25 protein-coding genes are annotated in these 24,982 nt (G+C 38.0%); 7 read left to right on the forward strand and 18 right to left on the reverse strand.

Going from position 1 to position 24,982, the window contains the following annotated elements:
• Window positions 1–237 precede the first annotated feature (237 nt).
• On the reverse strand, window positions 238–1,134 hold the full coding sequence (locus tag QZ738_RS17025; RefSeq protein WP_293788934.1) for a helix-hairpin-helix domain-containing protein: 897 nt from the start codon (window positions 1,132–1,134) through the stop codon (window positions 238–240).
• Between the two features lie 94 nt (window positions 1,135–1,228).
• Between QZ738_RS17025 and QZ738_RS17030 the strand changes: the two genes are divergently transcribed.
• The 4 genes from QZ738_RS17030 (at window position 1,229) to QZ738_RS17045 (ending at window position 5,391) form a co-directional block, all read left to right on the forward strand.
• Window positions 1,229–2,980: a GNAT family N-acyltransferase gene (locus tag QZ738_RS17030; protein WP_293788935.1), complete on the forward strand. Its 1,752-nt coding sequence runs from the start codon at window positions 1,229–1,231 to the stop codon at window positions 2,978–2,980.
• A gap of 326 nt (window positions 2,981–3,306) precedes the next feature.
• Window positions 3,307–4,515: a hypothetical protein gene (locus tag QZ738_RS17035; protein WP_367268605.1), complete on the forward strand. Its 1,209-nt coding sequence runs from the start codon at window positions 3,307–3,309 to the stop codon at window positions 4,513–4,515.
• A 114-nt stretch (window positions 4,516–4,629) separates the two neighbouring features.
• Entirely contained in the window at window positions 4,630–4,905 is a 276-nt protein-coding gene (locus QZ738_RS17040; protein ID WP_293788936.1) for a hypothetical protein, read from the forward strand.
• Between the two features lie 174 nt (window positions 4,906–5,079).
• Entirely contained in the window at window positions 5,080–5,391 is a 312-nt protein-coding gene (locus tag QZ738_RS17045; RefSeq protein ID WP_293788937.1) for a hypothetical protein, read from the forward strand.
• A gap of 69 nt (window positions 5,392–5,460) precedes the next feature.
• Here the strand turns inward: QZ738_RS17045 and QZ738_RS17050 are convergent, their stop codons facing one another.
• From QZ738_RS17050 to rpsT, 15 genes are all read right to left on the reverse strand, one after another.
• Window positions 5,461–6,897 carry a hypothetical protein gene (locus tag QZ738_RS17050; RefSeq protein WP_293788938.1) on the reverse strand — a complete coding sequence of 479 codons (1,437 nt, stop codon included), beginning with the start codon at window positions 6,895–6,897 and terminating at the stop codon, window positions 5,461–5,463.
• 113 nt (window positions 6,898–7,010) lie between these two features.
• Window positions 7,011–9,809, reverse strand: coding sequence for a TonB-dependent receptor (locus QZ738_RS17055; RefSeq protein WP_293788939.1), 2,799 nt, complete (start codon window positions 9,807–9,809; stop codon window positions 7,011–7,013).
• A gap of 112 nt (window positions 9,810–9,921) precedes the next feature.
• On the reverse strand, window positions 9,922–10,437 hold the full coding sequence (locus QZ738_RS17060; protein WP_293788940.1) for a DUF962 domain-containing protein: 516 nt from the start codon (window positions 10,435–10,437) through the stop codon (window positions 9,922–9,924).
• Between the two features lie 86 nt (window positions 10,438–10,523).
• Window positions 10,524–12,095, reverse strand: a complete 1,572-nt coding sequence (gene rny, locus QZ738_RS17065) for a ribonuclease Y (RefSeq protein WP_293788941.1) — start codon at window positions 12,093–12,095, stop codon at window positions 10,524–10,526.
• A gap of 303 nt (window positions 12,096–12,398) precedes the next feature.
• On the reverse strand, window positions 12,399–12,689 hold the full coding sequence (locus QZ738_RS17070; protein WP_293788942.1) for a cell division protein ZapA: 291 nt from the start codon (window positions 12,687–12,689) through the stop codon (window positions 12,399–12,401).
• 32 nt (window positions 12,690–12,721) lie between these two features.
• Window positions 12,722–13,012 carry a hypothetical protein gene (locus QZ738_RS17075; RefSeq protein WP_293788943.1) on the reverse strand — a complete coding sequence of 97 codons (291 nt, stop codon included), beginning with the start codon at window positions 13,010–13,012 and terminating at the stop codon, window positions 12,722–12,724.
• A gap of 31 nt (window positions 13,013–13,043) precedes the next feature.
• A complete protein-coding gene (pheT, locus tag QZ738_RS17080; RefSeq protein WP_293788944.1) occupies window positions 13,044–15,443 on the reverse strand; it encodes a phenylalanine--tRNA ligase subunit beta in 2,400 nt (799 codons plus the stop codon).
• A gap of 204 nt (window positions 15,444–15,647) precedes the next feature.
• Window positions 15,648–15,842 carry a hypothetical protein gene (locus QZ738_RS17085; RefSeq protein ID WP_293788945.1) on the reverse strand — a complete coding sequence of 65 codons (195 nt, stop codon included), beginning with the start codon at window positions 15,840–15,842 and terminating at the stop codon, window positions 15,648–15,650.
• Between the two features lie 15 nt (window positions 15,843–15,857).
• A complete protein-coding gene (locus tag QZ738_RS17090) occupies window positions 15,858–16,052 on the reverse strand; it encodes a hypothetical protein (protein ID WP_293788946.1) in 195 nt (64 codons plus the stop codon).
• 1 nt (window position 16,053) lies between these two features.
• Window positions 16,054–17,448 (reverse strand): radical SAM protein, encoded by a 1,395-nt coding sequence (locus QZ738_RS17095; protein ID WP_293788947.1) that lies wholly within the window; start codon window positions 17,446–17,448, stop codon window positions 16,054–16,056.
• A gap of 12 nt (window positions 17,449–17,460) precedes the next feature.
• Entirely contained in the window at window positions 17,461–18,219 is a 759-nt protein-coding gene (locus tag QZ738_RS17100; RefSeq protein ID WP_293788948.1) for a prolipoprotein diacylglyceryl transferase, read from the reverse strand.
• Complete coding sequence (locus QZ738_RS17105; RefSeq protein WP_293788949.1) at window positions 18,220–19,059, reverse strand: endonuclease/exonuclease/phosphatase family protein; 840 nt, start codon at window positions 19,057–19,059, stop codon at window positions 18,220–18,222.
• Window positions 19,060–19,163: 104 nt separating this feature from the next.
• Entirely contained in the window at window positions 19,164–19,262 is a 99-nt protein-coding gene (locus QZ738_RS21385) for a hypothetical protein (protein WP_367268608.1), read from the reverse strand.
• Window positions 19,263–19,275: 13 nt separating this feature from the next.
• Complete coding sequence (locus QZ738_RS17110; protein ID WP_367268606.1) at window positions 19,276–19,851, reverse strand: RadC family protein; 576 nt, start codon at window positions 19,849–19,851, stop codon at window positions 19,276–19,278.
• A gap of 68 nt (window positions 19,852–19,919) precedes the next feature.
• Window positions 19,920–20,174, reverse strand: a complete 255-nt coding sequence (rpsT, locus tag QZ738_RS17115) for a 30S ribosomal protein S20 (RefSeq protein WP_029277289.1) — start codon at window positions 20,172–20,174, stop codon at window positions 19,920–19,922.
• Window positions 20,175–20,415: 241 nt separating this feature from the next.
• Between rpsT and QZ738_RS17120 the strand changes: the two genes are divergently transcribed.
• Window positions 20,416–20,994, forward strand: coding sequence for a phosphoribosylglycinamide formyltransferase (locus tag QZ738_RS17120; RefSeq protein ID WP_293788950.1), 579 nt, complete (start codon window positions 20,416–20,418; stop codon window positions 20,992–20,994).
• Window positions 20,995–21,134: 140 nt separating this feature from the next.
• Here QZ738_RS17120 and QZ738_RS17125 read toward each other — a convergent pair whose 3' ends face one another.
• Together QZ738_RS17125 and QZ738_RS21390 are read right to left on the reverse strand one after the other, a co-directional pair.
• Window positions 21,135–21,611, reverse strand: a complete 477-nt coding sequence (locus QZ738_RS17125) for a hypothetical protein (protein ID WP_293788951.1) — start codon at window positions 21,609–21,611, stop codon at window positions 21,135–21,137.
• An 88-nt stretch (window positions 21,612–21,699) separates the two neighbouring features.
• Window positions 21,700–21,972: an Abi family protein gene (locus tag QZ738_RS21390; protein WP_367268607.1), complete on the reverse strand. Its 273-nt coding sequence runs from the start codon at window positions 21,970–21,972 to the stop codon at window positions 21,700–21,702.
• Between the two features lie 202 nt (window positions 21,973–22,174).
• Between QZ738_RS21390 and purH the strand changes: the two genes are divergently transcribed.
• On the forward strand, window positions 22,175–23,701 hold the full coding sequence (purH, locus tag QZ738_RS17130; protein ID WP_293788952.1) for a bifunctional phosphoribosylaminoimidazolecarboxamide formyltransferase/IMP cyclohydrolase: 1,527 nt from the start codon (window positions 22,175–22,177) through the stop codon (window positions 23,699–23,701).
• A 220-nt stretch (window positions 23,702–23,921) separates the two neighbouring features.
• Window positions 23,922–24,944, forward strand: coding sequence for a rod shape-determining protein (locus QZ738_RS17135; RefSeq protein ID WP_010601761.1), 1,023 nt, complete (start codon window positions 23,922–23,924; stop codon window positions 24,942–24,944).
• Window positions 24,945–24,982: the final 38 nt, after the last annotated feature.

Genomic DNA, 24,982 nt, shown 5'->3' on the forward strand with positions numbered 1-24,982 from the left:
TAATCGGGTTTAGGTGGCCCGGCCGGTAAGGAGATTGGGGGTTGCAAAGCGCAAAATTTACTATGCCTTTAAAATTTCAATGGGTTTTACAGCACTGTTCTGCGTAAATAAACCCCTGCCCGTTGCAGGCGGGTGATCGCAGCGAACACGAAGTGCAACGGAGTAAAGCGAAGAGCAGGAAGAAACTTCACTATTTAACCCAGGTTTTGCTTTCCGAAACAAAAAAATAATACTTTTCTAAAAAGAAATATAAGGCGCAATCTTATCAATCACCTGCTGATTTAAGAGAATGATCTTTTTTAAATCGGCTACACCGGTATAATTACCATGCTGCCTGCGGTATTGAATAATGGCATTGATCTGTTTAAACGTAAGATAGGGATTACGCTTTAAATCATTAAAAGTTGCCGTATTGAGGTTGATCGTTTTTAGCGGCGTATTACCAATTTTAATCTGATCTTTAATTTCGGCATATTTATTAGAATCTAAGCCGTACACTTCAAGAAGCTGTTCTTTTTTATGGAAACCACCTAAACGTTCGCGGTATTTAAGAATTCTAAGTGCAAAAGTCCCACCGATGCCTTTAATCTCATCCAATTGAGTAGAATCTGCCGTATTAATATCAACAACCACCGGAGCTTTTTTGGCATATTCCTTCCTTTCATTACGCGCATCACTTTTGGGCAATCTTATTGTCTCGGGTATGCTGGCATAGGGCAATATCTTTTTATACATTTCAGGCGAAATGGTATACATTTTCTGAAGATCCTCGGGTTTATAAAACCTTCCTCCCTTATTGGTATAATTTACAATGGATTGTGCCTGTTTTGCTGAAAGGCCCAGCGTTTCCCACCCCTCTTTCGTTAATGTATTGGGATCGAATTTAAAAAGCTTAACTGTTTTTTTGTGGCTGAAAGTTTCGATCCGATCGCGAACAGCATCATTAGTCGCTTGATCTGTTATGCTAATCTGCTGAATTTGTGCTAAAAGATTCGGGTCATCCTTTGGAACCGGCTGCCAATAGCCAAATATAATTGGTACGGCCTTTATAATCATGATAATAAAGACCAGGAGCAACAATCCGTTGAATTCGCTTTTGCTTACACCAAAATTTTTGTTGAACCAAATTCTCATTGATGCGATATGACATGTGGATTATAAATATAAATCTTATTTTTGGGATTGCAAAACTGACTAGGTTTTGCCTATCAACAATCTAAGAATTTATATGAAAATCATAACTACATCTGAGTTTGCGAAAGCAACAAAGATAGATAAGCTAGGTGTACCAGGTTTAGCAGGTTTGATGATGGAGATCATGAAACTGAACGACATTAATGATGTATTTGCGCAAAACCAACACTTTAAAGGCTTAGAATTTGTAGACAAGATACTGGAAACCATTGGTGTTTCTATCGAATTTGACGATGATGATTTAAATAGCATACCGAAAACCGGGCCGTTTATTGCCATTGCAAACCACCCTTATGGCGGTGTGGAAGGTTTGGCCCTGGTTAAACTTTTATGTACGGTTAGGCCGGATGCCAAGGTAATGGTGAATTTTATTCTGAAAAAAATACCAAACCTGGATGAGTTTTTTGTGGCTGTAAATCCGTTTGAAAATGTGCAGCATTCATCCAGCATCAGCGGATTGAAGACTACTTTTGATCTGCTTAGAAACGGCACGCCGATTGGCATTTTCCCGGCCGGGGAGGTTTCTACTTTTAAATTAGATGCGCAGCAGGTAACCGACAGGATGTGGCACCCTGTTGTTGGAAAGCTGATTGCTAAAGCTAAAGTACCGGTTGTACCGATTTATTTCCATGGCAACAACGGTGTTTTCTTTAATATTCTGAGCTTTATACACCCTACCCTGCGAACGGCAAAACTACCTTCAGAATTTTTAAACAAACATGGCCGTACCATTAAAGTTAGGATTGGCAAACCCATAGCCGTATCTGAAATTTCGCATATGAACAGCAGCAATAAGCTGATGGACTTTTTAAGGGCCCGGACGTATGCGCTGGGTATTGGTTTAGACACCGAAAAGAAACTCTTTAATCCATTAAACTTATTTAAGATTAAAAAGAAACCTGCGGAGGTAATTGAGGAAACTTCCAGGCTTTTAATCAAAAATGAGGTTGCGGCGCTGGAAGATTTCAGGGTTTGGACGGAGAAAAATTATGAGGTATACATTGTCCCGACTTTAAAAATCCCGAATATTTTAAGGGAGATAGGTCGCCTTCGCGAAATTACTTTCCGTGAGGTTGGCGAGGGCACCAACAAAAAAATCGATCTGGATAATTACGATATCTACTATAACCATTTATTTATATGGGATAAAGATTTAGAAAATATTGTAGGCGCTTACCGGATTGGAAAAGGTGATGAGATTTTAGAAAGCATGGGCCGCCGTGGTTTTTACCTTTCTGAACTCTTTAAAATGAAAGATCAATTCTACCCGATGCTGAGACAAGGTATTGAACTGGGCAGATCGTGGATCAGAAAAGAATACCAGGGTAAACCACTTCCGTTATTCCTGTTATGGAAAGGGATTTTAAAATACCTGATCGATAATCCACAGTACCGCTATATGTTCGGTCCGGTAAGTATCAGCAACAATTTCTCGAAATTCAGCAAGGCTTTGATTGTAGATTACATTACCAAAAACCATTTCGATTACGAAATGGCCAAATATGTTAAACCCCGAAACAAATTTAAAGCCGATTTACTGCCAATTTCTACCGATACCCTGGTCGACAGCAGCGAATCTTTTAAAGATCTTGATAGCATTATCGGAGATATTGAAAACTCACATATTAAAATCCCGGTGTTGTTAAGGCAGTATATGAACCTGAATGCAAAAATTATCTCGTTTAATATCGACCCTAAGTTTTCTGATTGTTTAGATGGTTTCTTAGTGGTTGATACCCATAGTATTCCTGCAGAGATTTTAGAGAAACTTGGCAAAAATCTATAATTTATGCCATAAAAAAACCCAGACATCCATCTGGGTTTTTTATTATCAACTAACCTAAACTTTATAAATACTAACCAAATATTTATGGCACAAAAGTAGTTTGGCCATGTTAAATTGGTATTAAAGAAATGTTATTTATAGAAATTTATTAATGTACCGGATGTAATTTGCCAATACCCGTAATGGATATGGAAGAAAGTCCGGCTTTAGCAAATCTGTTCAAGATGTTAACATAGTATTAAGCACCACTTAAATGGTTTACATAAAGAAATTGTTGCTTTTACATTAATAATAAGTAAATTTAAAATAACCAAATATGGCGCGGCTTGAAAAAAAGAATTTACATCTGCATTTTGAGAACTATTTTGTTCGCTGGCCTGATGACGAATGCTATCGGCTCAAAGGGACAGCAACATGCTTTCGATTTTTATGATGGAGCCTTTAATTTCAGTGTCGATTCTACAATAGTTTTTCCTGTACCTCAAGAGGCAACTACATCAGCTGTTTCAAACTTTTATCATCAGATCTCTTCAGGAAGATACGCTTCCCTGATCTCATCTTTAGAAAGGTACCAGAAAGAATATAATTTAAACGACTGGATTTATTATCAGCTGATCCGTAAAACAGCCGAACAGATTAGTCCGAAAGCAAATAACTATTTTGCCTACACCTTATACAAATGGTTTTTACTCAGTAAGTGTGGCTATGATGCAAGGCTGGCAGTAGGTAATGATCAGGTCATTTTTTATGTGAGAAATGAGGAGGACATCAGCGATATTCCGTTTTTTATGATTGAAGGAAAAAAGTTTATGTGCCTGAACTACCATGATTATGGCAAACTATTTAAGCAGGCCGATGCTTACAAACCGGTAAAAATATTAATTCCGGAAGGTAAAAATCCATTTTCGTATAAAGTAACGCGAATGCCCGATTTTAAGCCCGAAAGTTATGAGGAAAAGGACATTGAATTTAGCTACCGTCAGAAAATACATCATTTTAAACTAAAAGTTAATCAGGATGTTCAAACCATTTTCAAAAATTATCCGGTAGTTGATTTTGAGAGTTACTTTAATATTCCGCTAAGCCGAGAAACATACAGTTCTCTGATCCCCACACTGAAAGAAAATCTGAAAAACATGGATCAGAAAAAAGGCGTTGATTACCTGATGAGATTTACACGTTATGGCTTTCTATATGAAGATGACAGTGAAAACTATGGTAAGGAAAAACGATTCGCTCCGGAACAAACCTTGTTAAGTAAATATAGTGACTGCGATGACCGTGCTGCGTTATTTTTTTATCTGGTGAAAGAAATATATAACCTCCCGATGATCGCTTTGCTATATCCCAAACATTTAACCATTGCCGTACAGTTTGATAAACCGGTAGGCGAAGCAATTACTTACAAGGGCAAAAAATATTCTTATTGCGAACCAACCCCGCAATCAAAAAACCTAAAGATAGGACAAATTGCCACCAACCTGAAAAATCTGAAATATGATGTGGTATATGCCTATGAGCCTGGCAATAAATAATACCCGACATATTAAATTAAGGTTAACTAAAAGTTAAAATAATATTATTTTATCAAGTACCGAAAGATCAACACTTTATTTACCGTATTTTTAAGCGCTAAGTATAATAACCATATGGCCGCTATCATCTATACTGTTATCAAAGAATTCTTTGTCGAAATTCACGGCCACCCGGTCAAGGCCAGAATCTTATCGCCAATTAGTGATGATAAAACCTTTACCTTTCAGGTCAGTTCACACTTTAAAAATGCCAGCGAACAGGAAGCCAACGTACCGGCCTCCACCTTTACTTCTTATACCAATGCCGAACGCCATTTGCTGGGCTACCTTGAAGCTTTTCAAAACACACTGGATTTAGGTGGCGATGTAGCACCAGGGGTTGATTTTTAAACCTGTTACGGATCGTATTCGAGCAGAAGTGTTTAATATTCGATTGATTGAGATCCAATCTGATTAACAGCAGGAAATATTTTATATGTTAAGTAAGAGGTTTACCGTTAACATAATCATAATATTAACTTAACTTTCTGTTTTTTTACCTTTGTAAAAACCCGTAAATTTCAGATGAAAAAGAACAAATCCAAGTCGAAAAATCACTCGACAAATAAAAAGCTACGTAAAGAATTAGAATCGAAATTAACCTTTGCATTTAACGAATTGGTTAATCAATATGGAAAAGCCAAAAAAACGGACAAAGTGATTGAGAAGTTTGCCAAACAACTTGTTAAGAAGGTAAATATTCCTGTTGTTGATGATTTAATAACAGCATCGATCAACGAAGAGAAAGCTATTGTTGCGGACATTGAAGAAAAACCAGTTAAAGTGGTTTCTACAAAGAAAACAAAAGCCTCATTAAAAGAAGCAGAATTGAAATAAAAGCTGACAAAAAAGGCCGGGAGTGCAGATTCCCGGCCTTTTTATTTTAAATCGTTATTAAAAATCAGCTTATTTAACAGCACCAGGAGTGGTGTAAGGTAATGATTGAGGATCAAAATGAGCCCAGCCAGCAGCCCAGTTATCAGCACCAAAAGCACCTCTGTAGGCTACAGCTGTAAAACCTGATGTTAATTTAGCATTAGCAAATGAAGCACCGGTTGCTGCAGCAGAATTTGCCACTACCGTAAAGTTTGGAGTACCAACCCTTGAGCTTGCAACCAGATCTGCAGAATATTTGTAAGGATCGGTAATGATGCTCGACGCTAAAGCAGTAGGGTCAAAAGTATTCAATGCTGTCGCAGCCTGCAATAATGGGCTAATCACACTTAAAGCTGTTGCATTAGAAGCTTTAATCTGATTTCCTTTACCATTGCTATTATAGATCAGGTTGTTTGCAAATAATGATTTACCAGTAGCAAGATTGCTGGATGCGTTTGCACCGGCAGAACCAGCACCATCATCATAATAAACACCTTCAGTATAACCAACAATGATAGAGTTAACTAAACTCATTGCAGAGTTACGACGGATTTGAGCACCGTGCTGGAAGTTAGCATTGATGCTGCTACCACCAGAACCTACAGGGCCTAAAATCGTCATGTTTGAAAAAATAGCAGAAGTTTGAGGCGCTGAGTTGTCACCGGCCGCATTGTTATCGGATTCGAAACCGTTTGATCCGGAAACGTCAGCAGTTACAGCTAAACGTTGTGCTAAACCAAACTGAACTTTACCTGAGAAACCGTTATCGGTATCAAAATCATCATCCCAGCTATCGATAGCCAATAAGTGAGCACAGTTAACTGCACCACCGAACCATTCGAAAGCATCATCACCAGAACGGTAAACCTCGATATAATCGATTTGAGTACCTGAACCAACTGAACCAAAAGTTAAACCGTTGATTTCGTTATCAGGACTTAAAGCAATACCTGCATACTCTATACGCACATATTTCATCACACCTGAATTATCGGCATTATCGGTACCACCATGTTTACCTTTATCAGTTGCATCAGATATACCCTCAATTGGAACAGATGTACCTAAGTTGTTCTGAGCTTTACCCAAAAGAATCACACCACCCCAATCGCCTTCTTTGCGAGCACCAGCAGCTACACTTGAAGTAAATACAATGGGTTTATCTACTGTACCGGTTGCATTGATTTTAGCTCCTCTTGTAATAACCAAAGCACCTTTGGTAGCTTTATCACCTTTAATAATCGTACCAGGCTGAATGGTTAAAGTAGCATTGTTGGTTACAAAAACATTACCTTTTAACAGGTAAATTTTATCTGCACTCCAGGTTGTACTTGCTGTTACATCACCAGAAACTTCTACTGTGTTAGCCGCTAAAGGTGGGTTAATATCATCATCGACAGTGTTTTTAGAACAACTTGCCAACAAAACGATTACGCTCATTGCGCAAAGTAATAATTGTTTTTTCATCTTTCCTTGTTTCTTAACTTTTTATAAAATTATTATCCTATTGTAATTTGTAGATTAAACAGATTTTAAAATATCATTAACATCAGCACTTTTCACTAAACATGATCTTAACATTAAAATGTATAAGAGAAAGAAAGTGAGTAATTACTTCCTGGCTTATAACTACTAATGGTTTCATCGCCTTTCGAGCGATCGTATTTTTTATCAAGATCGTTATCATAGTATTGTGTAATGCGGTTATTTAAAATATCACCAGCATTAAATTTAATTTCGCCTCTGTTTTTAATCACTTTTAAGGCCAATTGCAAATCGATAACATCCCTAGGTGCTTCCCATATTGCAGGGAAAAGTACACCACCGGCAACATTAAGTCTCCGTCCTACCCTGTTGTAGAGTGCATTAAAGTTTAGCTTGTTATCCAGTAAGCTATGTTGTAAACCAGCATTAATAATGTAAGGCGCCTGACCAACCATTGGTCTTTTCACATCTTTCAGATTTAAACCAGTATTATTCGTTTCAACTTTTGATTTAATAAGCGAAAGATTTGTGTAGAAGGTTGTATTCTTTAAGAAATCAGTTTTGGCAATAAAATCCAGTGATTTACGAAATTCCAATTCCACCCCATAAACATTAACCTGATCAGAATTGATATAGGTTATGATTCTTGAAGAACCACCATCACTATTAAAAGATTCGATGGCATTGTGGAATTTTTTATAGAATGCCGAAACTGAAATGATCTGTCCTGCCTGAGGATAAAATTCGAAACGGATATCGCCGTTGTCGATTTTTGCTTCTTTTAGACCAGGATTACCCTGTTGCAAAGCCAAAAGTTCATAATCATAAACTGATGCAGAAGCCAATTCCCTAAATTCTGGCCTGGCAAGCGTACGATAATAAGAAGCCCTTAAATTTATTTTTGGTGTTAGGCTGTACGTGTAGTTCGCAGATGGCAAAAAGTCAACATAGTTATCATTGACAGAAGTTTGAGGTGTAGGCACTTTAGCGTCTAAAACAACATTAAATTGTTCAACTCTTAGTCCCCATACCAATCTCGATTTTTCGCCCAGTTTGTTGTCTAGCATTAAATAACCCGCATTGGTCATAGAGTGCGCGTTGTAGCTATCGGCATCCAACGAAATATCATTTAAATAATAAGCCCCGCCATTGATTGCATCTTTACCATATAATGTATTAAGAGATCTTCTCTGTACCTCATCTTTCAGCGAAGAGCTTTGATTGGCCTGTAATCCGATAAATCTTGCGTCGAAACTACGTTTGCGATAAATAGAACTTAAACCAGCTTTGAAAGTAGATGTTTGGCTAAACATTTTTACCGGTAAGGTATAGTTTAAACCTCCGCTAAAGTTATCTTCGTTCAATTTTGAGAATAACCTAGAATTTTCCTTATTGATATTGTCTGTTTGAGCAACATATACATACGCTTCTTTACCTGCAAGACTTGGATCTCTTTGATAAGAGATTTTCTTTTGATCTGGTTGATCATTCAAAATATTGGCATAACTTAACGACCAGTTGATTTTTGAATTATTCTCACCAAGTGGATGTGTGCCTTCGAGGGTAGACTTGAACAAAGATTTCTGCATTAAATCGAATGCATAAAATTTAATATCCCTTCCTCTATCCTTATTATAACCTTGTCTATCCAGATATTGATCGTCATAAGTTCTGTTATAAATGTTCTTTAAGGTAATCTTACTTTTACCGAAGGAATAAGCAAAATTGGCAATTGCACCTAAATTAGTAGAGAATTTATAAGCATTATCATGATAATCATAATTTACATAATCACGGATAACATCATTATAAATAGTTTGTGAATTTCTATAAGTAACTGAAAATAATGCGCCTAATCTATTATTGCTTTCTTTAAAATCTTTGACTCTACCTAAAGTAAACTGATAATTTTGAGTAGGAAGAGAAGTATTGTTATAAGTTTTCCAGTTAGATGAGAGGCTGTTCATTGCTGCAACATCCTGAGCAGGTGTTAGTCCGGCAAGGATTTTATTACGTGACGGGAAATTACCCGGTAAGGCTTTATTGCCATTATCAAAGCCAAAATAATCACTGGCATTTCTAACCCCGCTCTTAAAATCCTTAAACGTTGATGCTGTGTTATAACCAGCTCCAATACCAAAACTGATAAAATTGTTATCTGGTATATCTTTCGTCAAAATCTGGATAGCACCTCCGGTAAAATCAGCAGGTAAATCTGGTGTAGCTGTTTTACTGACTATCAGGTTATCAACCAGATTCGAAGGAACAATATCAAATGAAAATGCTTTACGGTTGGGCTCAGTACTTGGTAATGATGCGCCATCAAGGGTTGCATTGTTATACCTATCGCTCAATCCCCTCACGACCACAAATTTGTTATCCTGAACCGTAGCACCGCTTACCCTTTTTAAAATATCAGAAGTATTTCTATCCGGCGATTTTTTAATCTGGTCGCTCGAAATACCATCAGAAATTAAAGCACTGTTTTTTTGTTGCGCATATAAAGAGTTAACCGATTCTTGCTTAAAGCTTGCTTTTACCACAACCTCCTGCAAGTTTTGCCCGACAGCCTCGTTAAGTACAATATTTAAACTGGTAACTGATGGTCCTTTAACCTCTACATCTGATACCTCTTTAGTCTGGTACCCGACGTAAGAAAACTCAAGCGCATATTTACCATTGCTTATGGCTTGTAAAGTATATTTACCATCAACATCTGTTGAAACACCTTTAGTTGTACCTTTAATTTTAACCGTTACGCCGATTAGGGTTTCGCCTGTTTTTTTATCGGTAACCGTTCCAGAAATTTTTCCGGTTTGGGCATACGAAAGTATGCTGATCGTTAAAGCTAACACAGTAAGTGCCGCTCTTTTAAAAAAGTTTAGTAAGTCCAATTTGCCTTTATTTGATAAGGGCAAAATTATTACCACAGTGTTAACTGTAGGTTAGATGTTAATTAAGATTGTTTTACTTTAAGGTTAATTCAATATTAACCAATATTTTTGATCAGTAACGGATGCCCACCTTTTTGCAGATGAAATGCAATAACCAGATTGGGCCGATTAACAAAAATTTAACATCATCCAGGAAAGATGGTTTCTTCCTTTCAATTTTATGTCCGATAAACTGACCGATCCAGGCGGCTATAAATATTGCAGCGTAAATGGCATACGCGGTTCCGCTCCCCAGACCTACCGCCTGCTCAATTTTAACGATGATATAACTCATTATTCCCACCACCCAGATCATCATGAAAAATAAAACTGGTGATAAAGTGAAATAATAATACAAGCTAAAGGCTATCAGAAACGAAGCCCAATTAAAGAAGCCGTTATAGCTGCCCAGAAAATTTAGATGCGGAAATGGAATCTGCCATACTAAACCCAACAGGCTGAACACGATCAAAGGAACACAGATCCAATGAACCAGTTTATTGGTTGAGTTTTGGTGGCTCTCTGCATACTTGTCGAAAAGTACATCAACCGGTCTTTTAGGGTCAATTTTAATGGTTTGCTTGCTCATTATGTAAAAATAAAAAAAGCGATGGAATATCCATCGCTTTATATAGAGACCTTATAGGTTTTTGAAACCTGTAAGGTCTTAAACTATTATTTCGCAAAAGCTACCGAACGGGTTTCCCTGATTACGGTCACCTTAATCTGACCCGGATAGGTCATTTCAGTTTGAATACGTGTAGAAATATCGGCCGCTAAAAGTTCTGCCTGTGCATCGGTTATGCGTTCGCTTTCTACAATTACACGTAGTTCTCTACCAGCCTGTATAGCGAAAGTTTTTTCTACACCTGGATAAGATAACGCCAATTCTTCTAAATCTTTAAGGCGTTTAATATAACTTTCCACCACCTCGCGGCGTGCCCCCGGACGTGCGCCAGAAATGGCATCACAAGCCTGTACAATTGGAGAGATCATTGAAGTCATCTCAATTTCATCATGGTGGGCACCAATAGCATTGCAAATTTCCGGGTGCTCTTTATATTTTTCAGCCAGTTGCATTCCTAAAATGGCGTGTGGCAATTCCGGGTTATCATCAGGCACTTTACCAATATCGTGTAAGAGACCCGCACGTTTAGCCATTTTAGCATTTAAGCCTAACTCTGCAGCCATTGTGGCACAGAAATTCGCCACCTCACGTGAGTGATGTAAAAGATTTTGTCCGTATGATGAACGGTAACGCATACGCCCAACCATCCGGATCAACTCCGGATGCAAACCATGGATCCCTAAATCAATTACGGTACGCTCTCCAATTTCTACAATCTCATCTTCAATCTGTTTTTTGGTTTTGGCTACAATTTCTTCAATACGTGCCGGGTGGATACGACCATCGGTTACCAAACGGTGTAAAGCCAAACGGGCGATTTCTCTTCTTACCGGATCGAAACCAGATAGAATGATCGCTTCCGGTGTATCGTCCACAATAATTTCAATGCCGGTTGCTGCTTCCAGGGCACGGATATTTCTACCCTCTCTTCCAATAACGCGACCTTTAATTTCGTCACTTTCGATATGGAAAATAGACACAGAATTTTCAATTGCCGCTTCGGTAGCCGTACGCTGAATGGTTTGAATCACCACTTTTTTAGCTTCCTTACTTGCCGTTAATTTGGCCTCATCCACAATATCCTTCACCTGCATCATAGCCTGGGTACGGGCTTCCTGTTTCAGATTTTCTACCAATTGTTCTTTAGCTTCTTCAGCAGAAAGGCCGGCAATAGTTTCTAACTGTTTTAGATGCTGATTTTTAAGTACCTCCACTTCTTCTTGCTTTTTAACGGCAAGCTCAGTCTGTTTTTCGAGGTTAATTTTATGCTTTTCGAGTTCCTGCTCTTTTTTATTAAAGTTCTCCATACGCTGATTGACCGATTGCTCTTTCTGCTTAATGGTATTTTCGCGCTGGTTAATGGTATTGTTTCTTGCACTAACTTCTTGTTCGTGTTCAGCTTTTAATTGTAAGAATTTCTCTTTTGCTTCTAAAAGTTTATTCTTTTTTAAAATCTCTGCATTGTTTTCTGCATCTTTTAAAATTTTCTTCACTTTGTTCTGTGCGGCAATTTCCTGCTGTTTAAGCAAGTTACGCAACAGAAATCTTCCTATTACTACTCCGATAGCTATACCCGCTATCACGGCAAATACATATCCTAATATTTCAACTATTTCCATTTTGTTTTTTATGTAAAAAAAAACCGCAACTAATTTTTAAAGTCTCATACATTTTAAACCTCAACTAAGCATAATTAGGGTTTAAGCCATTTTCAGGTGCAATTGCAAATGAAATACGCCCTCTTAACCCTATAGATATTGAAGTGTTAAGTTTTATAAAATTTGAAACTCAAAAACCAGCTGCGGCTATGTTTTTATGCTAAATAGTGGCACCGTCGCTGATCCGATAACTAATCGGATGTAAACCTAATTAAATAGATGCTGAAACGAGTTCAGCATGACGAATTGCCGAAAGAACGAACCTTATTTTGCAAAGAAATTATTGAGTAAAATATCCAATTCTTCAACTTTATCGGCAACAGCAGTATCCTGGCTCTGTACTTTGTTTTCTGTTCTTAATACGGCTGTTGCATAGTGCAACACTGCCATAGAAAGAAGGTCTTGCTTATCTCTAACCGCATAATTATCCTGGTAATCTTTTATGCGCTCATTGATCATTTTTGCTGCCCGTCTCACAATTTCTTCCTCTTCCACATTTACTTTTAGTGGGTAAATACGGTCGGAAATGGTTATTTTAATCGAGATTTCTCCCATTTGCTAGCTTAGTTTCTGATTTCCTTGCATCACTATTTTTTTAATAATGCAATACTCTTATCAATCTCCCGCACAAAATCGTTAATTTTTTGTTTAATGTCAAGCGATTTTTCACTTGCCCCCTCTATACTTTTAGCCAATTTTGTAACTCTCAATTTTTCATCAAGTTCCAAATTTTTGCCTTTTGCTGTATCGAGCGCAACCTTTAACGATTGATTTTCAAGCTTTAATAAATCATTTTCTTCCTGTAGCGCATTACATAACTCAATTACCCGAGCCGTTTTTTGTAATACTTTATCTAATTGATCTGCAACAGAAGCCATGAATTTATTTTTAAAAATACGAATTTATATTTTATTTCCTAATTTCTGCCCCGGCTTGTGCCGTTAAATTCGTGATTAGTTTCTGCATGGTATGTTCAATCTGCTTATCGGTCAGGGTTTGTTCCTCATCCTGCAAAATAAAATTCAAGGCATAAGATTTTTTGCCTTCCGGCAATTTATCACCCACATATACATCAAATACACCCACTTCCTTGATCAGCTTTTTATCAGTTTTAAATGCAATGCCTTTCAAAGTATCGAAAGTTACATTTTGATCAATCAGCAAGGAAAGATCGCGACGCACCTGCGGATACTTAGCAACATCTTTATGTACGATTTTATTTCTCCTTACAATATCCAATAAAACAGCCCAATCAAAATCAGCATAATATACATCTGCATTTACATCAGCTATTTTACGGTCGGCTTTTGAAACGGCCCCGAAACTTACCAAAGTTTTATCTCCACGGAAATATTTAATGCCATAGGCAAAGTTTTCGTCGTTTAAAACATCAGACTGGTAACTGGTAATGCCCAAACGTGATACGATGGCATCAACTGCTGATTTTAAATTATAAAAAGTGGCCGGTTTAGCCTGATGGTTCCATTGCTCACTTTGTTTGGCACCTGCAATCAACAATAATAACCTTGGGCGCTCCACATACTGCTCATTAATTAGATGATAGGTTTTACCAAATTCGTAAAACTTCACGTCCGGATTCTTCCGGTTCTGATTGTAGGCTACACTTTCCAAAGCCGGCATCAATAAATTCTGTCGCATTACATTTAAATCACTGCTCAACGGATTTAAAATGAATACGGCTTCGTCTAAATTTTTCGAATAGGCTGATTTGGTTAACGAGTTACACATAATCTCTGCAAAACCATTTGCAGTGAGCATATCTGCAATGACGTTATGCGTATTTTCCTTCTCAGGCTTTACACTGTAAGAAAGTGATGCATTCACCTTTGAAGGAATTTCGATATTGTTGTAACCATAAATACGCAATACCTCTTCTGTAATATCGCATTCGCGGGTTACGTCTACTTTAAATGATGGTACCCTTAAAGCCAAAGTATCATCAGAAGTATTAGTTGCCGAAATACCTAAAGCGGTAATGATGTGTTTGATTTCAGCCGAAGGAATATTTGCGCCGATTAATTTATTGATATTGGTATAACTTACCTCGAACTCAAATGGCTTGATTTGGTTTGGGTAGATATCAGCCACCGGAGAAGAAATTTCGCCACCAGCCAGTTCTTTGATCAACAAAGCAGCATATTTTAATGCAGTAACCGTAATCTCAGGATCGGTACCACGCTCGTAACGGAAAGAAGCATCGGTTTTTAAACCATGTCTTTTAGATGTTTTGCGAACAGAAACAGAATTGAAATAAGCACTTTCGAGGAAAATATTTTTGGTATTGGTATCAACGCCTGAAGATTTACCGCCAAAAACACCGGCTATACACATTGGTGCTTCAGCATTGCAGATCATCAGATCATCTGCAATCAACTTGCGCTCCACCTCATCAAGCGTTACAAAAGGTGTTCCTTCGGCAACTTTCTTAACAATTACTTTTCCACCGCTAATTTTATCAGCATCAAATGCATGTAAAGGCTGCCCCAAACCATGAAGCACATAATTGGTGATATCCACCACATTATTGATCGGGCGTAAACCAATTACCTTTAGCTTGTCTTTCAACCAATCAGGCGATTCTGTAACGGTAACACCAGAAATGGTAACACTACTATACCGTGGACAAGCTGTTGAATCTTCTACTTCGACAGGTATAACCAGACTTTCGTTATCCGTTTTGAATGCAGAAATATCAGGCATTTCATACTCACTTCTGAAATAGGCCGCTAAATCTCTCGCCACGCCTAAATGAGATGCTGCATCGGCACGGTTGGGTGTTAATCCGATTTCGAAAACAAAATCATCATCCATTTTAAAATGATCTTTTGCGCGGATCCCGACCTCGGTATCTTCAGCCAGGATCATAATTCCATCATGCGATTTGCCTAAACCGATTTCATCTTCGGCACAGATCATTCCCTGCGAAAGTTCACCCCTGATTTTTGATTCTTTTATCTTAAAAGGTTCTCCCTCTAAAGGATATACCGTTGTACCCACTGTAGCTACGACCACTTTTTGGCCAGCGCCCACATTTGGCGCACCGCAAACAATCTGAAGGTTTTCTTTGCCGCCAACATTTACGGTCGTAATGCGCAAACGATCGGCATTCGGATGCTGAACACAGGTTAATACTTCGCCAATAACCAATCCCTCTAAACCGCCTAAAACAGGCTGCACTTTTTCTACACTTTCTACCTCTAAACCCACATTGGTAAGGATTAAAGAAAGTTCCTGAGGTGTTTTATCAATTTGTACGAATTTTTTTAACCAGTTATATGATATTTTCATTTATTGAGATTTGAGATTCGAGACCTTAGATTTGAGACTTACGAGCGCTAAAATCGTGGTTCAAGAATTATAAAATGCAAAGATATTATTTAAAGGGCAAAGCAGGAAGTTAATTATTGAGATTTGATATTGGAGAGACGAGATTTGAGACATGAGAAGTGAGCGATAACAAAACCGAAAAATGGTTCAAACACCAAAAAGTGACTAGTGGCCGATTTTAAGATTGGACAGAATGACCGCGCATGCCCCTGCTCCTATTACCAGCATAATAGCCGAAGCAATCACTAACTGAAGTCCAGGTTTAACAGGCTGATTGTTAGCCGCCTTGATAATGATCTGAATGATGCCAATAACGAATAATAATACAACTACTGCCCAATATATAATAAAGATTCCCATACGCTTGCTTTGAGATTAACTGTTAAAAAGCAATACGGCACAAGCACCAAAACCGATTACGGCCATTACTACCGAAATAATAAGCAGTTTCAATCCGGATTTCACCGGTTCGTTCCTGGATGATTTAATGATAATCTGAATGATCCCCACTACAAAAAGTACAATTGCAGTAAGCACATAAACCACAATTAAGCCGAATAAACCATCCATATCAATTCATATTTAATTTTTCCCTGATGAGATCTATTTTATTATCGCGGTAAAAAATATTCATGGTTTCGAAAGGCACCATTTTATATTTATCGCTTACGATGTGTACACACGATTTTTTAACAGCACGCACATCAAAATCGAGCGGATCCATAAAATTCATGATAATGATCCGAAATAAGTTATCGTAACTTAAACTATCTGATTTTACTCTTGGCAGGCAGCACATCAGTTCGCCAAAAGTATCTTCTGCACAATCAACCGAAACACCAGTGCTAAACAGGTTGAGCATATGTTCTTTAAGTTTTTCATCATGTTCAAAAACGATTGTGTTTTTTGAGTTATTGAGCAAATCTTCCGGATTGATCAGGTGGGTCATCGGAATCACCTCATCGCCTATTTTTAACGCATAAGCCATACACAATGCATCAGGATTACATGGTACAGGGATCAAATCCTGAGGCGTAAAGGTTGGGTATTGCTCATAAATTTTCCGGCGCACCTCGGTTAAGGTAATTCTTCCCTGTTGATCATTATAATCATCGTTTCTTCCGGCAACCTGAGTAGGCTGGAAAGTGACGCCGCGAACACATTTCTGCTTTAATGCATAATCCAAAATATCGCCAATCTCATGATCGTTTAGTCCTTTTTGTAAAGTAACTACCAGAGTGGTCGATATGTTAAAGTGGTTTAAATGATCGATAGCTTTTTTTCTTACTTCAGTAAGATCTTCGCCCCTTAGCCTAGTTAACACATCGGCACTGAAACTGTCAAACTGCAGGTAAATTTCAAAATCGGGCATATAACTGGCCAGCTTCTCTACAAAGTTGATATCCTTAGCAATCCTGATGCCGTTGGTATTTACCATCAAGTGTTTAATGGGTTTGGTTTTGGCGAGATCTAATATCTTAAAAAACTCAGGATGTACCGTTGGTTCGCCGCCGGAGAGCTGTACCACATCAGGCTCACCTTCGTTAGCCACTACCACATCCATCATTCGCTCTATTTCTGCCAAAGTTCGGTGCCTGCCATAATTTGGCGACGACATGGCATAACAGGTTGGACAGGCGAGGTTGCAGCGATCGGTAACCTCTATCACCGTTAAACAAGAATGTTGTTCGTGATCGGTACACAAGCCACAATCATAAGGACAACCGTAATGCACCTTGGTATTAAACTTCAGCGGCATTTCAGATTGTTTATTATAATTCCTGATCTGTTTATAATACTCCACGTCATCTGCAATCATCACTTTGCTATCGCCATGTACCCTGCAATTTTTCAGCATAAATACCCTGGCGTCCTGAAAAACGATTTTCGCATCACAGAGCTGTAAACATTCAGGACAAAGGCTTTTGGTATAATCGTAGTATATATAATCTCTGGTATTGGCCATAATGTTTACCGGTTAGGTAATACTTTTTCTAAAAATTCTGAAGATGAATTTATAATAATAAATAAAAATAAACAAAGCAGACCAATGAATGCTGCTTAAATTTAAAAATAATGGATAGTAAGGCTTCATAAACTCCATTAAAAACCGAAACAAGAAATACAGCACCATAAATAATTTAAAGCGATCACCATTAATCATTTCTTTATGTTTCAAATGGTTAAAAAGAAAGATCAGAAGCATGAGGTAAATCATTTCATAGAGCATGACAGGATGCCTGGGTATACCATCACCGAGGTCCATACCCATAAAAAAACGGGTAGGAATACCATAGGTCGGTTCATCGGTCCCCATAGAGAAGCAACCGATCCGTCCGATAATCAACGCAACCAAAATCGGGATTACATAGACATCTCCGGATGCGATTTTTACGCCTATTATTTTCTTAATCAATTCGACGCCAAATAAGCCCCCAAGCAAACCGCCAACAATGGTTTTACTTTGATAAAGTATCGAAAAATTAAGCTGATGGAGTACCTGAGGGGTTTCGAGTACAGCAATTACCCTTGAGCCGATAAGAGCGCCCAACATGGCACCCAACATAATCCACAGCCTGTTTTCATCAGATATCGGATCTACGATTCCTTTCTTATAATAGTAATACAATCTTACGCCAACGATAAAGGCCAGGGTTTCGAAAATATAGTGATAATGGTATTGGTTACCGAAAAGCCCGAACTGAAAAGGAAATGGTGATACGGATTTTAAAAGCATCTACTGAAAGTATAACCGACAAAAAACAGGTAAATGATCAGAATAATACCTTTTATCCTTACTATCAGTCAATACAGCAAACTTTTGCACTTTAAAACCTTTGTTTACAAAAACATAGTCTATCCTATCTCTTAGGTCGCTATCGAAATGAAAACCATTAAAAGTACCTGTTGGGCCGTATGGCGGCTCTACCGAAACCTCTTTTGCATCGGTTAGAAAAGATTTGATGGTAGCAATGGCTTCAGTTTCCGGTGTTACATTTAAATCACCGGTAAAAACAACCGGTAATTCAGGCGCAATTTGCTGTATTTTTTGCTTTAATAATTTGGCCGATTCAATTCTTGCTTTCACCCCAACATGATCGTAATGGGTATTAAAAACGATAAATTCTCTTTTATTCAACTTATCGTAAAGTTTTACCCAGCTACATATACGGTTAAGTGCGGCATCCCATCCTTTTGAAGGTACATCCGGGGTTTCTGATAACCAGAATGTTCCACCATCTTTTTTAGTAAAACGGTCTTTATCAAAATAAACTGCAGAAAATTCTCCTTTTCTTTTCCCGTCATCGCGCCCAACGCCTACCACATCAAAATTAGAATTTTCGAGCAGGGCATCAAATTGTTCGGGCAATGCCTCCTGCACGCAAAGGATATCGGCATCGTGAAATTTAACCAACGCTTTTACATTGTCTTTTCGGTTTGGCCAGGCATTAACGCCGTCTGATGCCACATTTAAGCGGATGTTATAGGTAATGATGTTAACAGGGGCAGCAGTTTTCTGAGCGAATGCCGAAATAGTTAACAAAAGAAAAAGAGGGATGATTTTTAAAGCATTCATAAATGTAATTTCATTATTTAATTAATATGGTGGCTTGTAACACCTGATTTTAAGCCGCAATTATATTACTATAACGTTAATTGTACTTTAACATCCAATATATTTTAAATTAAATCTTCATCCCTATAACTATAATAGCGGTTATTCGCGAAAATTAGGTGATCAACCACATACAAACTCAACAAATTGCCTGAAGCAACCATATCTCTGGTCAATTTATCGTCGCTTTAAATTTCCGGAAGGGTGATTATGTGCCAACACAATATTTGCCGCATTGTTTTCCAAAGCTGTTTTAAAGATAATTTTCGGATCGGCTACCGTACCGGCCTGCCCGCCTTTACTGATCAAAAATTTGCCGATTACCCGGTTAGACCTGTTGAGCAGTAATATCCAGAATTCTTCGTGATTGAGATTAGCAAAGGTCTGATGTAGATATTTATATACATCATTAGAGGTAGTTACATGCGTAATCACTTCTTCTACGGTTTCTTTCCGCCGTAAACCAAGCTCTAAAGCAGCGATAATGGTTAGTGCTTTGGCTTCTCCGATACCTTTAAACCTTGAAAGTTCCTGAATGGAGGCCTTTCCTAGTTTTGTTAAATTGTTCTCGTAAAAAGATAAAATTCTTTTACTCAAATCAACAGCGGTTTCATTTTTATTGCCAGAGCCAATTAAAATAGCAATGAGTTCGGCATCTGTTAAATGTCTTCTACCGTGCAACAAAAGTTTTTCGCGGGGACGGTCTTCTTCGGCCCATAACTTTATACCTAGTTTCTGTTCGTAGTTTTCCATTTTTTAAGATAAAAAAAGGCATCCTAACTTATCGTTGGGATGCCTTCCTAATATCGTAAAAAATTGGCTTATTTTAAACCGTTAACGAATTTCGTTAATTTTGATTTGTTATTTGCCGCTTTGTTTTTGTGGATGATGTTCTTTTTAGCTAAACGATCTAACATAGAGATTACTTTAGGCAATAAATCTGAGGCAGATTTTTTATCTTCTGCAGCACGTAATCTTTTAATGAAAGTACGCGTAGTTTTTGCCTGATATCTGTTACGTAAACGTTTTGTTGCGTTTGCTCTAATTCTTTTTAATGAAGATTTATGATTTGCCATTTCTATTTAGCCTTTTATTTTTCTTATTCGTTTCCTTTAATTCGGGTTGCAAATATAGGATTAATGTTTTTAAATTACAAAACACTTTCAACTTTTTTTTCATCACAACCGAAGCCTGTTTTGGAACAGTAAAAATAAGTTAAAATTATTCATTAATAATACTTTAACATAATTGAATAAAAATTCCTTTCCATGGAGAAAACAGGCTTAAAAATACTATTTTTGGGCAAAACGATTTTGAGTGAAAAAAAGAATAGCCATCTTTGCATCAGGTTCCGGCTCTAATGCCCAAAAACTGATGGAGCATTTTAAGCGGAGCAATGAAATAGAAATATCTTTGGTATTAACCAATAATGCCGATGCCTATGTATTACAAAGGGCCGATAATTTCGAAATCCCCACTCATATCTTCGATCGTAACGAATTCTACCAAACTGATGAGGTGGTAGATCTGCTAAAAAATCTTGAAATCGATTTTATAGTACTGGCTGGCTTCCTTTGGTTGATGCCTAAAAACCTGATCCACGCCTACCCTGGCAGAATTGTCAATATCCACCCGGCCATCCTTCCGAAATTTGGCGGAAAAGGCATGTATGGCGACCACGTACATCAGGCAGTGATGGCTGCAGGAGAAGCAGAGGGTGGAATAACCATTCATTACGTGAATGAAAATTATGACGAAGGCGAGTATATTTACCAGGCCCGCTACAGGATAGATAAAAACGATAGCCTCGAAATGGTAAAGTTTAAAGGGCAGCAACTGGAACATTTACATTACCCTAAGGTGGTAGAAAGCCTGGTAAAGAAGATTATGAAGTAGGATACTTGTAAACGTAAAATCATTAAAAAATTTTTCTGTTGCAAAATGCCTTACACCTCAAGTATATAAAAATGGTTAAAAAACTTATTACCAAATAATCGATGGAACGATATGCTCCTTCGCTTAACTGATTAATACCACTACAGGCAATTAGTGGCCCTATTATAATCTGCTTCTGTAAAAGTGAAAGTAAATCTATATTTGCGGTCGTCCTTACGCTCCGCGATATAACTACCGATATTCAAAGGATTGTTTTCTCCCTTATCATCCTTAATGACGATACATTTCATATGATCGAACTTAATGACAATGGGCTGATTGGGGCTCTTACGTGCCTTATCATCTATCAATGGACTGTAGTAATCACTGGCACTGACCACTTTGTCTGACAGCTCATGAGTCATCATTGCCGCACTTGACGATTGTGGAGAAAGGCTATATTTCTCAAACCCACTGCTAAAAGTAACATGATGGTTAGTCTTGTTTACAAAATAAAATTCGCCCTCCATCGCATAATCCCTTATTTTGTTACAGGATGCACCCAGACTCAAAAATATGCTAATAATTGCTCCGAAAATCAAATAGCGCACTGACGCGCCATAATGTGTTGTTTCCATAATTGTATAATAAATTGTGTTTCTATTCGGTCATTGTTTTTTTATTCGTGAACGCGGCCTGTATTTCTACTATGGAATATCCTTCCGCCTATCTGTTGGCCAAAAATGGACCATAGCCTACTATCTTCAAATATCGCCATGTTTGAGGACCACCAAAGGCCAAATTCATGGGAAAGATGTAAATTAACTTTGTGCGTAAACTAATCCCGATTTTTTCGATTGCGTAAAAAATTAAATTCCGTAGTTCCCTATCAAAATAATTAACAGTCTTTCTCAAATCAAAGAAGAAGTGATTATAATGATTACTATTAAAAAAACCAACCGTATTCTTAAAGTAAACCGTAAACATAAAAAAATACATCTATTAGTCTTTATTATTTTAAACGCAATCGCAATACGATAACAAGGTAAAAAACATCACCTCTCTATACGGCTGTGACGGCTCTAATAACTTCAAACAAACCTGAAACAGCCAACGCAAATCTTATTCTTTTTTTGCCCATCCAACATAATAAAAAAGCCATACGATTTTACTACCTTTGCGGCTCAAAATTTTCAGTAGAATGAGTCAATCCATTAAAATCAAAAACGCTTTAATCTCAGTATATTATAAAGATGGTTTGGAGCCATTGGTAAAATTGTTGGCCGCACAAGGGGTACAATTATTTTCTACGGGCGGAACAGAACAATTCATCAAAGATTTAAACCTTCCTGTTACAGCGGTTGAAGATTTAACAGGTTATCCATCTATCTTAGGCGGACGTGTTAAAACCTTACATCCAAAAGTATTTGGAGGAATTTTAAACCGTAGGGCGTTAACTGGCGACCAGGAGCAGATTGCTGAATACGAAATTCCTGAAATTGACCTGGTTATTGTTGACTTATATCCATTTGAAGAAACGGTAAGAGCAGGCGGAACACCTGAAGAAATTATCGAAAAAATAGACATCGGTGGTATTTCCTTAATCCGTGCCGCAGCAAAAAACTTCAATGATGTGGTGATCATTGCATCAAAAAATGACTACCCTACTTTAGAAGCACAATTAGCAGCGCAGAATGGCGAAACCACTTTAGCACAACGTAAAGCGTATGCTAAAAAAGCATTCCATACCTCTTCTCATTACGATACTGCCATTTTCAATTATTTTAATACTGAAGAACCACTTGATGTTTTCAAACAGAGTGTTACCGACGCCAAAACCTTACGTTATGGCGAAAACCCTCATCAAGGCGGTAGGTTTTATGGCGATTTAGATGCCATGTTCACCAAACTTAACGGCAAAGAACTTTCTTACAATAATTTGGTGGATGTAGATGCAGCTGTTGCTTTAATCGACGAATTCGAAGAGCCAACTTTTGCCATTTTAAAACACACCAATGCCTGTGGCATAGCCTCACGCCCAACCGTTAAACAAGCATGGATTGACGCTTTAGCTTGTGATCCCGTTTCGGCTTTTGGTGGCGTACTGATTACCAATGTTGAAGTTGACCTGGAAACCGCAGAAGAAATCAATAACCTGTTTTTTGAGGTATTGATTGCGCCGTCTTACCAGGCAGAGGCAGTAGAGTTGTTCAGCAAAAAGAAAAACCGCGTTATTTTACAGCGCAATGAGGTTGAACTGAGTAAAAAACAATTTAAAACATTATTAAACGGTGTAATTGAGCAGGATAAAGATTTAATTATCGAAGGTCCGGAGCAAATGACAACGGTTACAGATAAAGCACCAACTGAGCAAGAACTAAAAGATTTGTTCTTTGCCAACAAAATTGTAAAACACACCAAATCGAACACCATTGTTTTGGTTAAAGATGATGTTTTAATTGCAAGCGGTGTGGGCCAGACTTCGCGCGTGGATGCCTTAAGACAAGCGATTGAAAAAGCGACTTCTTTCGGTTTCAGCGTTAAAGGTGCTGCAATGGCTTCTGATGCTTTCTTTCCTTTTCCTGATTGTGTGGAGATTGCTGCCGATGCTGGAATTACAGCTGTTCTGCAACCAGGTGGATCAATCAAGGATGCGGATTCTGTTGCAAAAGCAAACGAAAAAGGCATTGCCATGGTAACCACAGGGGTAAGACACTTTAAACACTAGAAAGGTAGAAGGTTAAGGGTTTAAGGGTGGAAGGTTTTATATGATTACTTCCAATCACCAGAATCCGGCACTAAGAATAATAAGTTTTATTTTCTGAACATTTTAATTGCCTTAAAAACAATTTAATAACTGTAGAAAATAAAACTTAAAACAATAAAAATCCTATTTTTACATTAGGAATAGTATAGATTTGATCAAATAAAGAAAACATACCTTATACATGGGATTATTTAACTGGTTTACGCAAGAAGTTGCCATTGATTTAGGCACCGCGAATACCCTGATTATACATAACGACAAAGTAGTGGTAGATGAGCCATCTATTGTTGCTTTCGATCGTACTACAAATAAAGTGATTGCAATTGGCCGTCAGGCCATGCAAATGGAGGGTAAAACCCACGATAATATTAAAACTGTACGTCCGTTGAAAGATGGTGTAATCGCCGATTTCAACGCTGCGGAAGCGATGATTAAAGGAATGATCCGGATGCTTAACGGCGGTAAAGGCTGGATGTTTCCTTCATTGCGTATGGTAATCTGTATTCCATCTGGTATCACCGAAGTAGAAAAACGTGCCGTGCGCGATTCAGCCGAAATTGCCGGTGCAAAAGAAGTTTACCTGATCCACGAACCAATGGCTGCTGCGGTAGGTATCGGGATTGATGTGGAAGAGCCAATGGGTAACATGATTATCGATATAGGTGGAGGTACTACCGAAATTGCAGTTATTGCTTTATCAGGTATTGTTTGCGATCAGTCTATCAGGGTTGCCGGAGATAACTTCGACTCTGATATCGTAAATTATATCCGCCGCCAGCACAACATCATGATTGGTGACCGTACTGCTGAAAAAATTAAAATTGAAGTGGGTGCAGCGCTACCTGAATTACAGGATGCGCCTGCTGATTTCGCAGTTCAGGGCCGCGATTTAATGACGGGTGTACCTAAACAGATCACTGTATCTTATACTGAAATTGCGCATTGCTTAGATAAATCCATTTCTAAAATTGAAGAAGCGATTTTAAAAGCTTTAGAGATTACTCCTCCGGAACTTTCGGCGGACATCTACCAAACAGGTATTTATTTAACTGGTGGTGGAGCATTGCTAAGAGGTTTGGATAAGCGTGTAGCCGCGAAAACAAAACTGCCGGTTCACGTTGCAGAAGATCCACTTCGTGCAGTAGTTCGTGGCACCGGCATCGCCCTTAAAAACATCGGCGGATATAAATTTTTAATGCAATAATATTCAGTTTGGAGTTTGGGGTTGTGAGTTTGGAGTTT

Source organism: uncultured Pedobacter sp., assembly GCF_913776295.1.
Lineage (GTDB): Bacteria > Bacteroidota > Bacteroidia > Sphingobacteriales > Sphingobacteriaceae > Pedobacter.

Coding starts and splice junctions, on each gene's coding strand:
- QZ738_RS17025 (WP_293788934.1), bottom strand. CDS start 1,134: ATGAGAATTTGGTTCAACAAAAATTTTGGTGTAAGCAAAAGCGAATTC.
- QZ738_RS17030 (WP_293788935.1), top strand. CDS start 1,229: ATGAAAATCATAACTACATCTGAGTTTGCGAAAGCAACAAAGATAGAT.
- QZ738_RS17040 (WP_293788936.1), top strand. CDS start 4,630: ATGGCCGCTATCATCTATACTGTTATCAAAGAATTCTTTGTCGAAATT.
- QZ738_RS17045 (WP_293788937.1), top strand. CDS start 5,080: ATGAAAAAGAACAAATCCAAGTCGAAAAATCACTCGACAAATAAAAAG.
- QZ738_RS17050 (WP_293788938.1), bottom strand. CDS start 6,897: ATGAAAAAACAATTATTACTTTGCGCAATGAGCGTAATCGTTTTGTTG.
- QZ738_RS17060 (WP_293788940.1), bottom strand. CDS start 10,437: ATGAGCAAGCAAACCATTAAAATTGACCCTAAAAGACCGGTTGATGTA.
- rny (WP_293788941.1), bottom strand. CDS start 12,095: ATGGAAATAGTTGAAATATTAGGATATGTATTTGCCGTGATAGCGGGT.
- QZ738_RS17070 (WP_293788942.1), bottom strand. CDS start 12,689: ATGGGAGAAATCTCGATTAAAATAACCATTTCCGACCGTATTTACCCA.
- QZ738_RS17075 (WP_293788943.1), bottom strand. CDS start 13,012: ATGGCTTCTGTTGCAGATCAATTAGATAAAGTATTACAAAAAACGGCT.
- pheT (WP_293788944.1), bottom strand. CDS start 15,443: ATGAAAATATCATATAACTGGTTAAAAAAATTCGTACAAATTGATAAA.
- QZ738_RS17085 (WP_293788945.1), bottom strand. CDS start 15,842: ATGGGAATCTTTATTATATATTGGGCAGTAGTTGTATTATTATTCGTT.
- QZ738_RS17090 (WP_293788946.1), bottom strand. CDS start 16,052: ATGGATGGTTTATTCGGCTTAATTGTGGTTTATGTGCTTACTGCAATT.
- QZ738_RS17095 (WP_293788947.1), bottom strand. CDS start 17,448: ATGGCCAATACCAGAGATTATATATACTACGATTATACCAAAAGCCTT.
- QZ738_RS17100 (WP_293788948.1), bottom strand. CDS start 18,219: ATGCTTTTAAAATCCGTATCACCATTTCCTTTTCAGTTCGGGCTTTTC.
- QZ738_RS17105 (WP_293788949.1), bottom strand. CDS start 19,059: ATGAATGCTTTAAAAATCATCCCTCTTTTTCTTTTGTTAACTATTTCG.
- QZ738_RS21385 (WP_367268608.1), bottom strand. CDS start 19,262: ATGGTTGCTTCAGGCAATTTGTTGAGTTTGTATGTGGTTGATCACCTA.
- QZ738_RS17110 (WP_367268606.1), bottom strand. CDS start 19,851: ATGGAAAACTACGAACAGAAACTAGGTATAAAGTTATGGGCCGAAGAA.
- rpsT (WP_029277289.1), bottom strand. CDS start 20,174: ATGGCAAATCATAAATCTTCATTAAAAAGAATTAGAGCAAACGCAACA.
- QZ738_RS17125 (WP_293788951.1), bottom strand. CDS start 21,611: ATGGAAACAACACATTATGGCGCGTCAGTGCGCTATTTGATTTTCGGA.
- QZ738_RS21390 (WP_367268607.1), bottom strand. CDS start 21,972: ATGTATTTTTTTATGTTTACGGTTTACTTTAAGAATACGGTTGGTTTT.
- purH (WP_293788952.1), top strand. CDS start 22,175: ATGAGTCAATCCATTAAAATCAAAAACGCTTTAATCTCAGTATATTAT.
- QZ738_RS17135 (WP_010601761.1), top strand. CDS start 23,922: ATGGGATTATTTAACTGGTTTACGCAAGAAGTTGCCATTGATTTAGGC.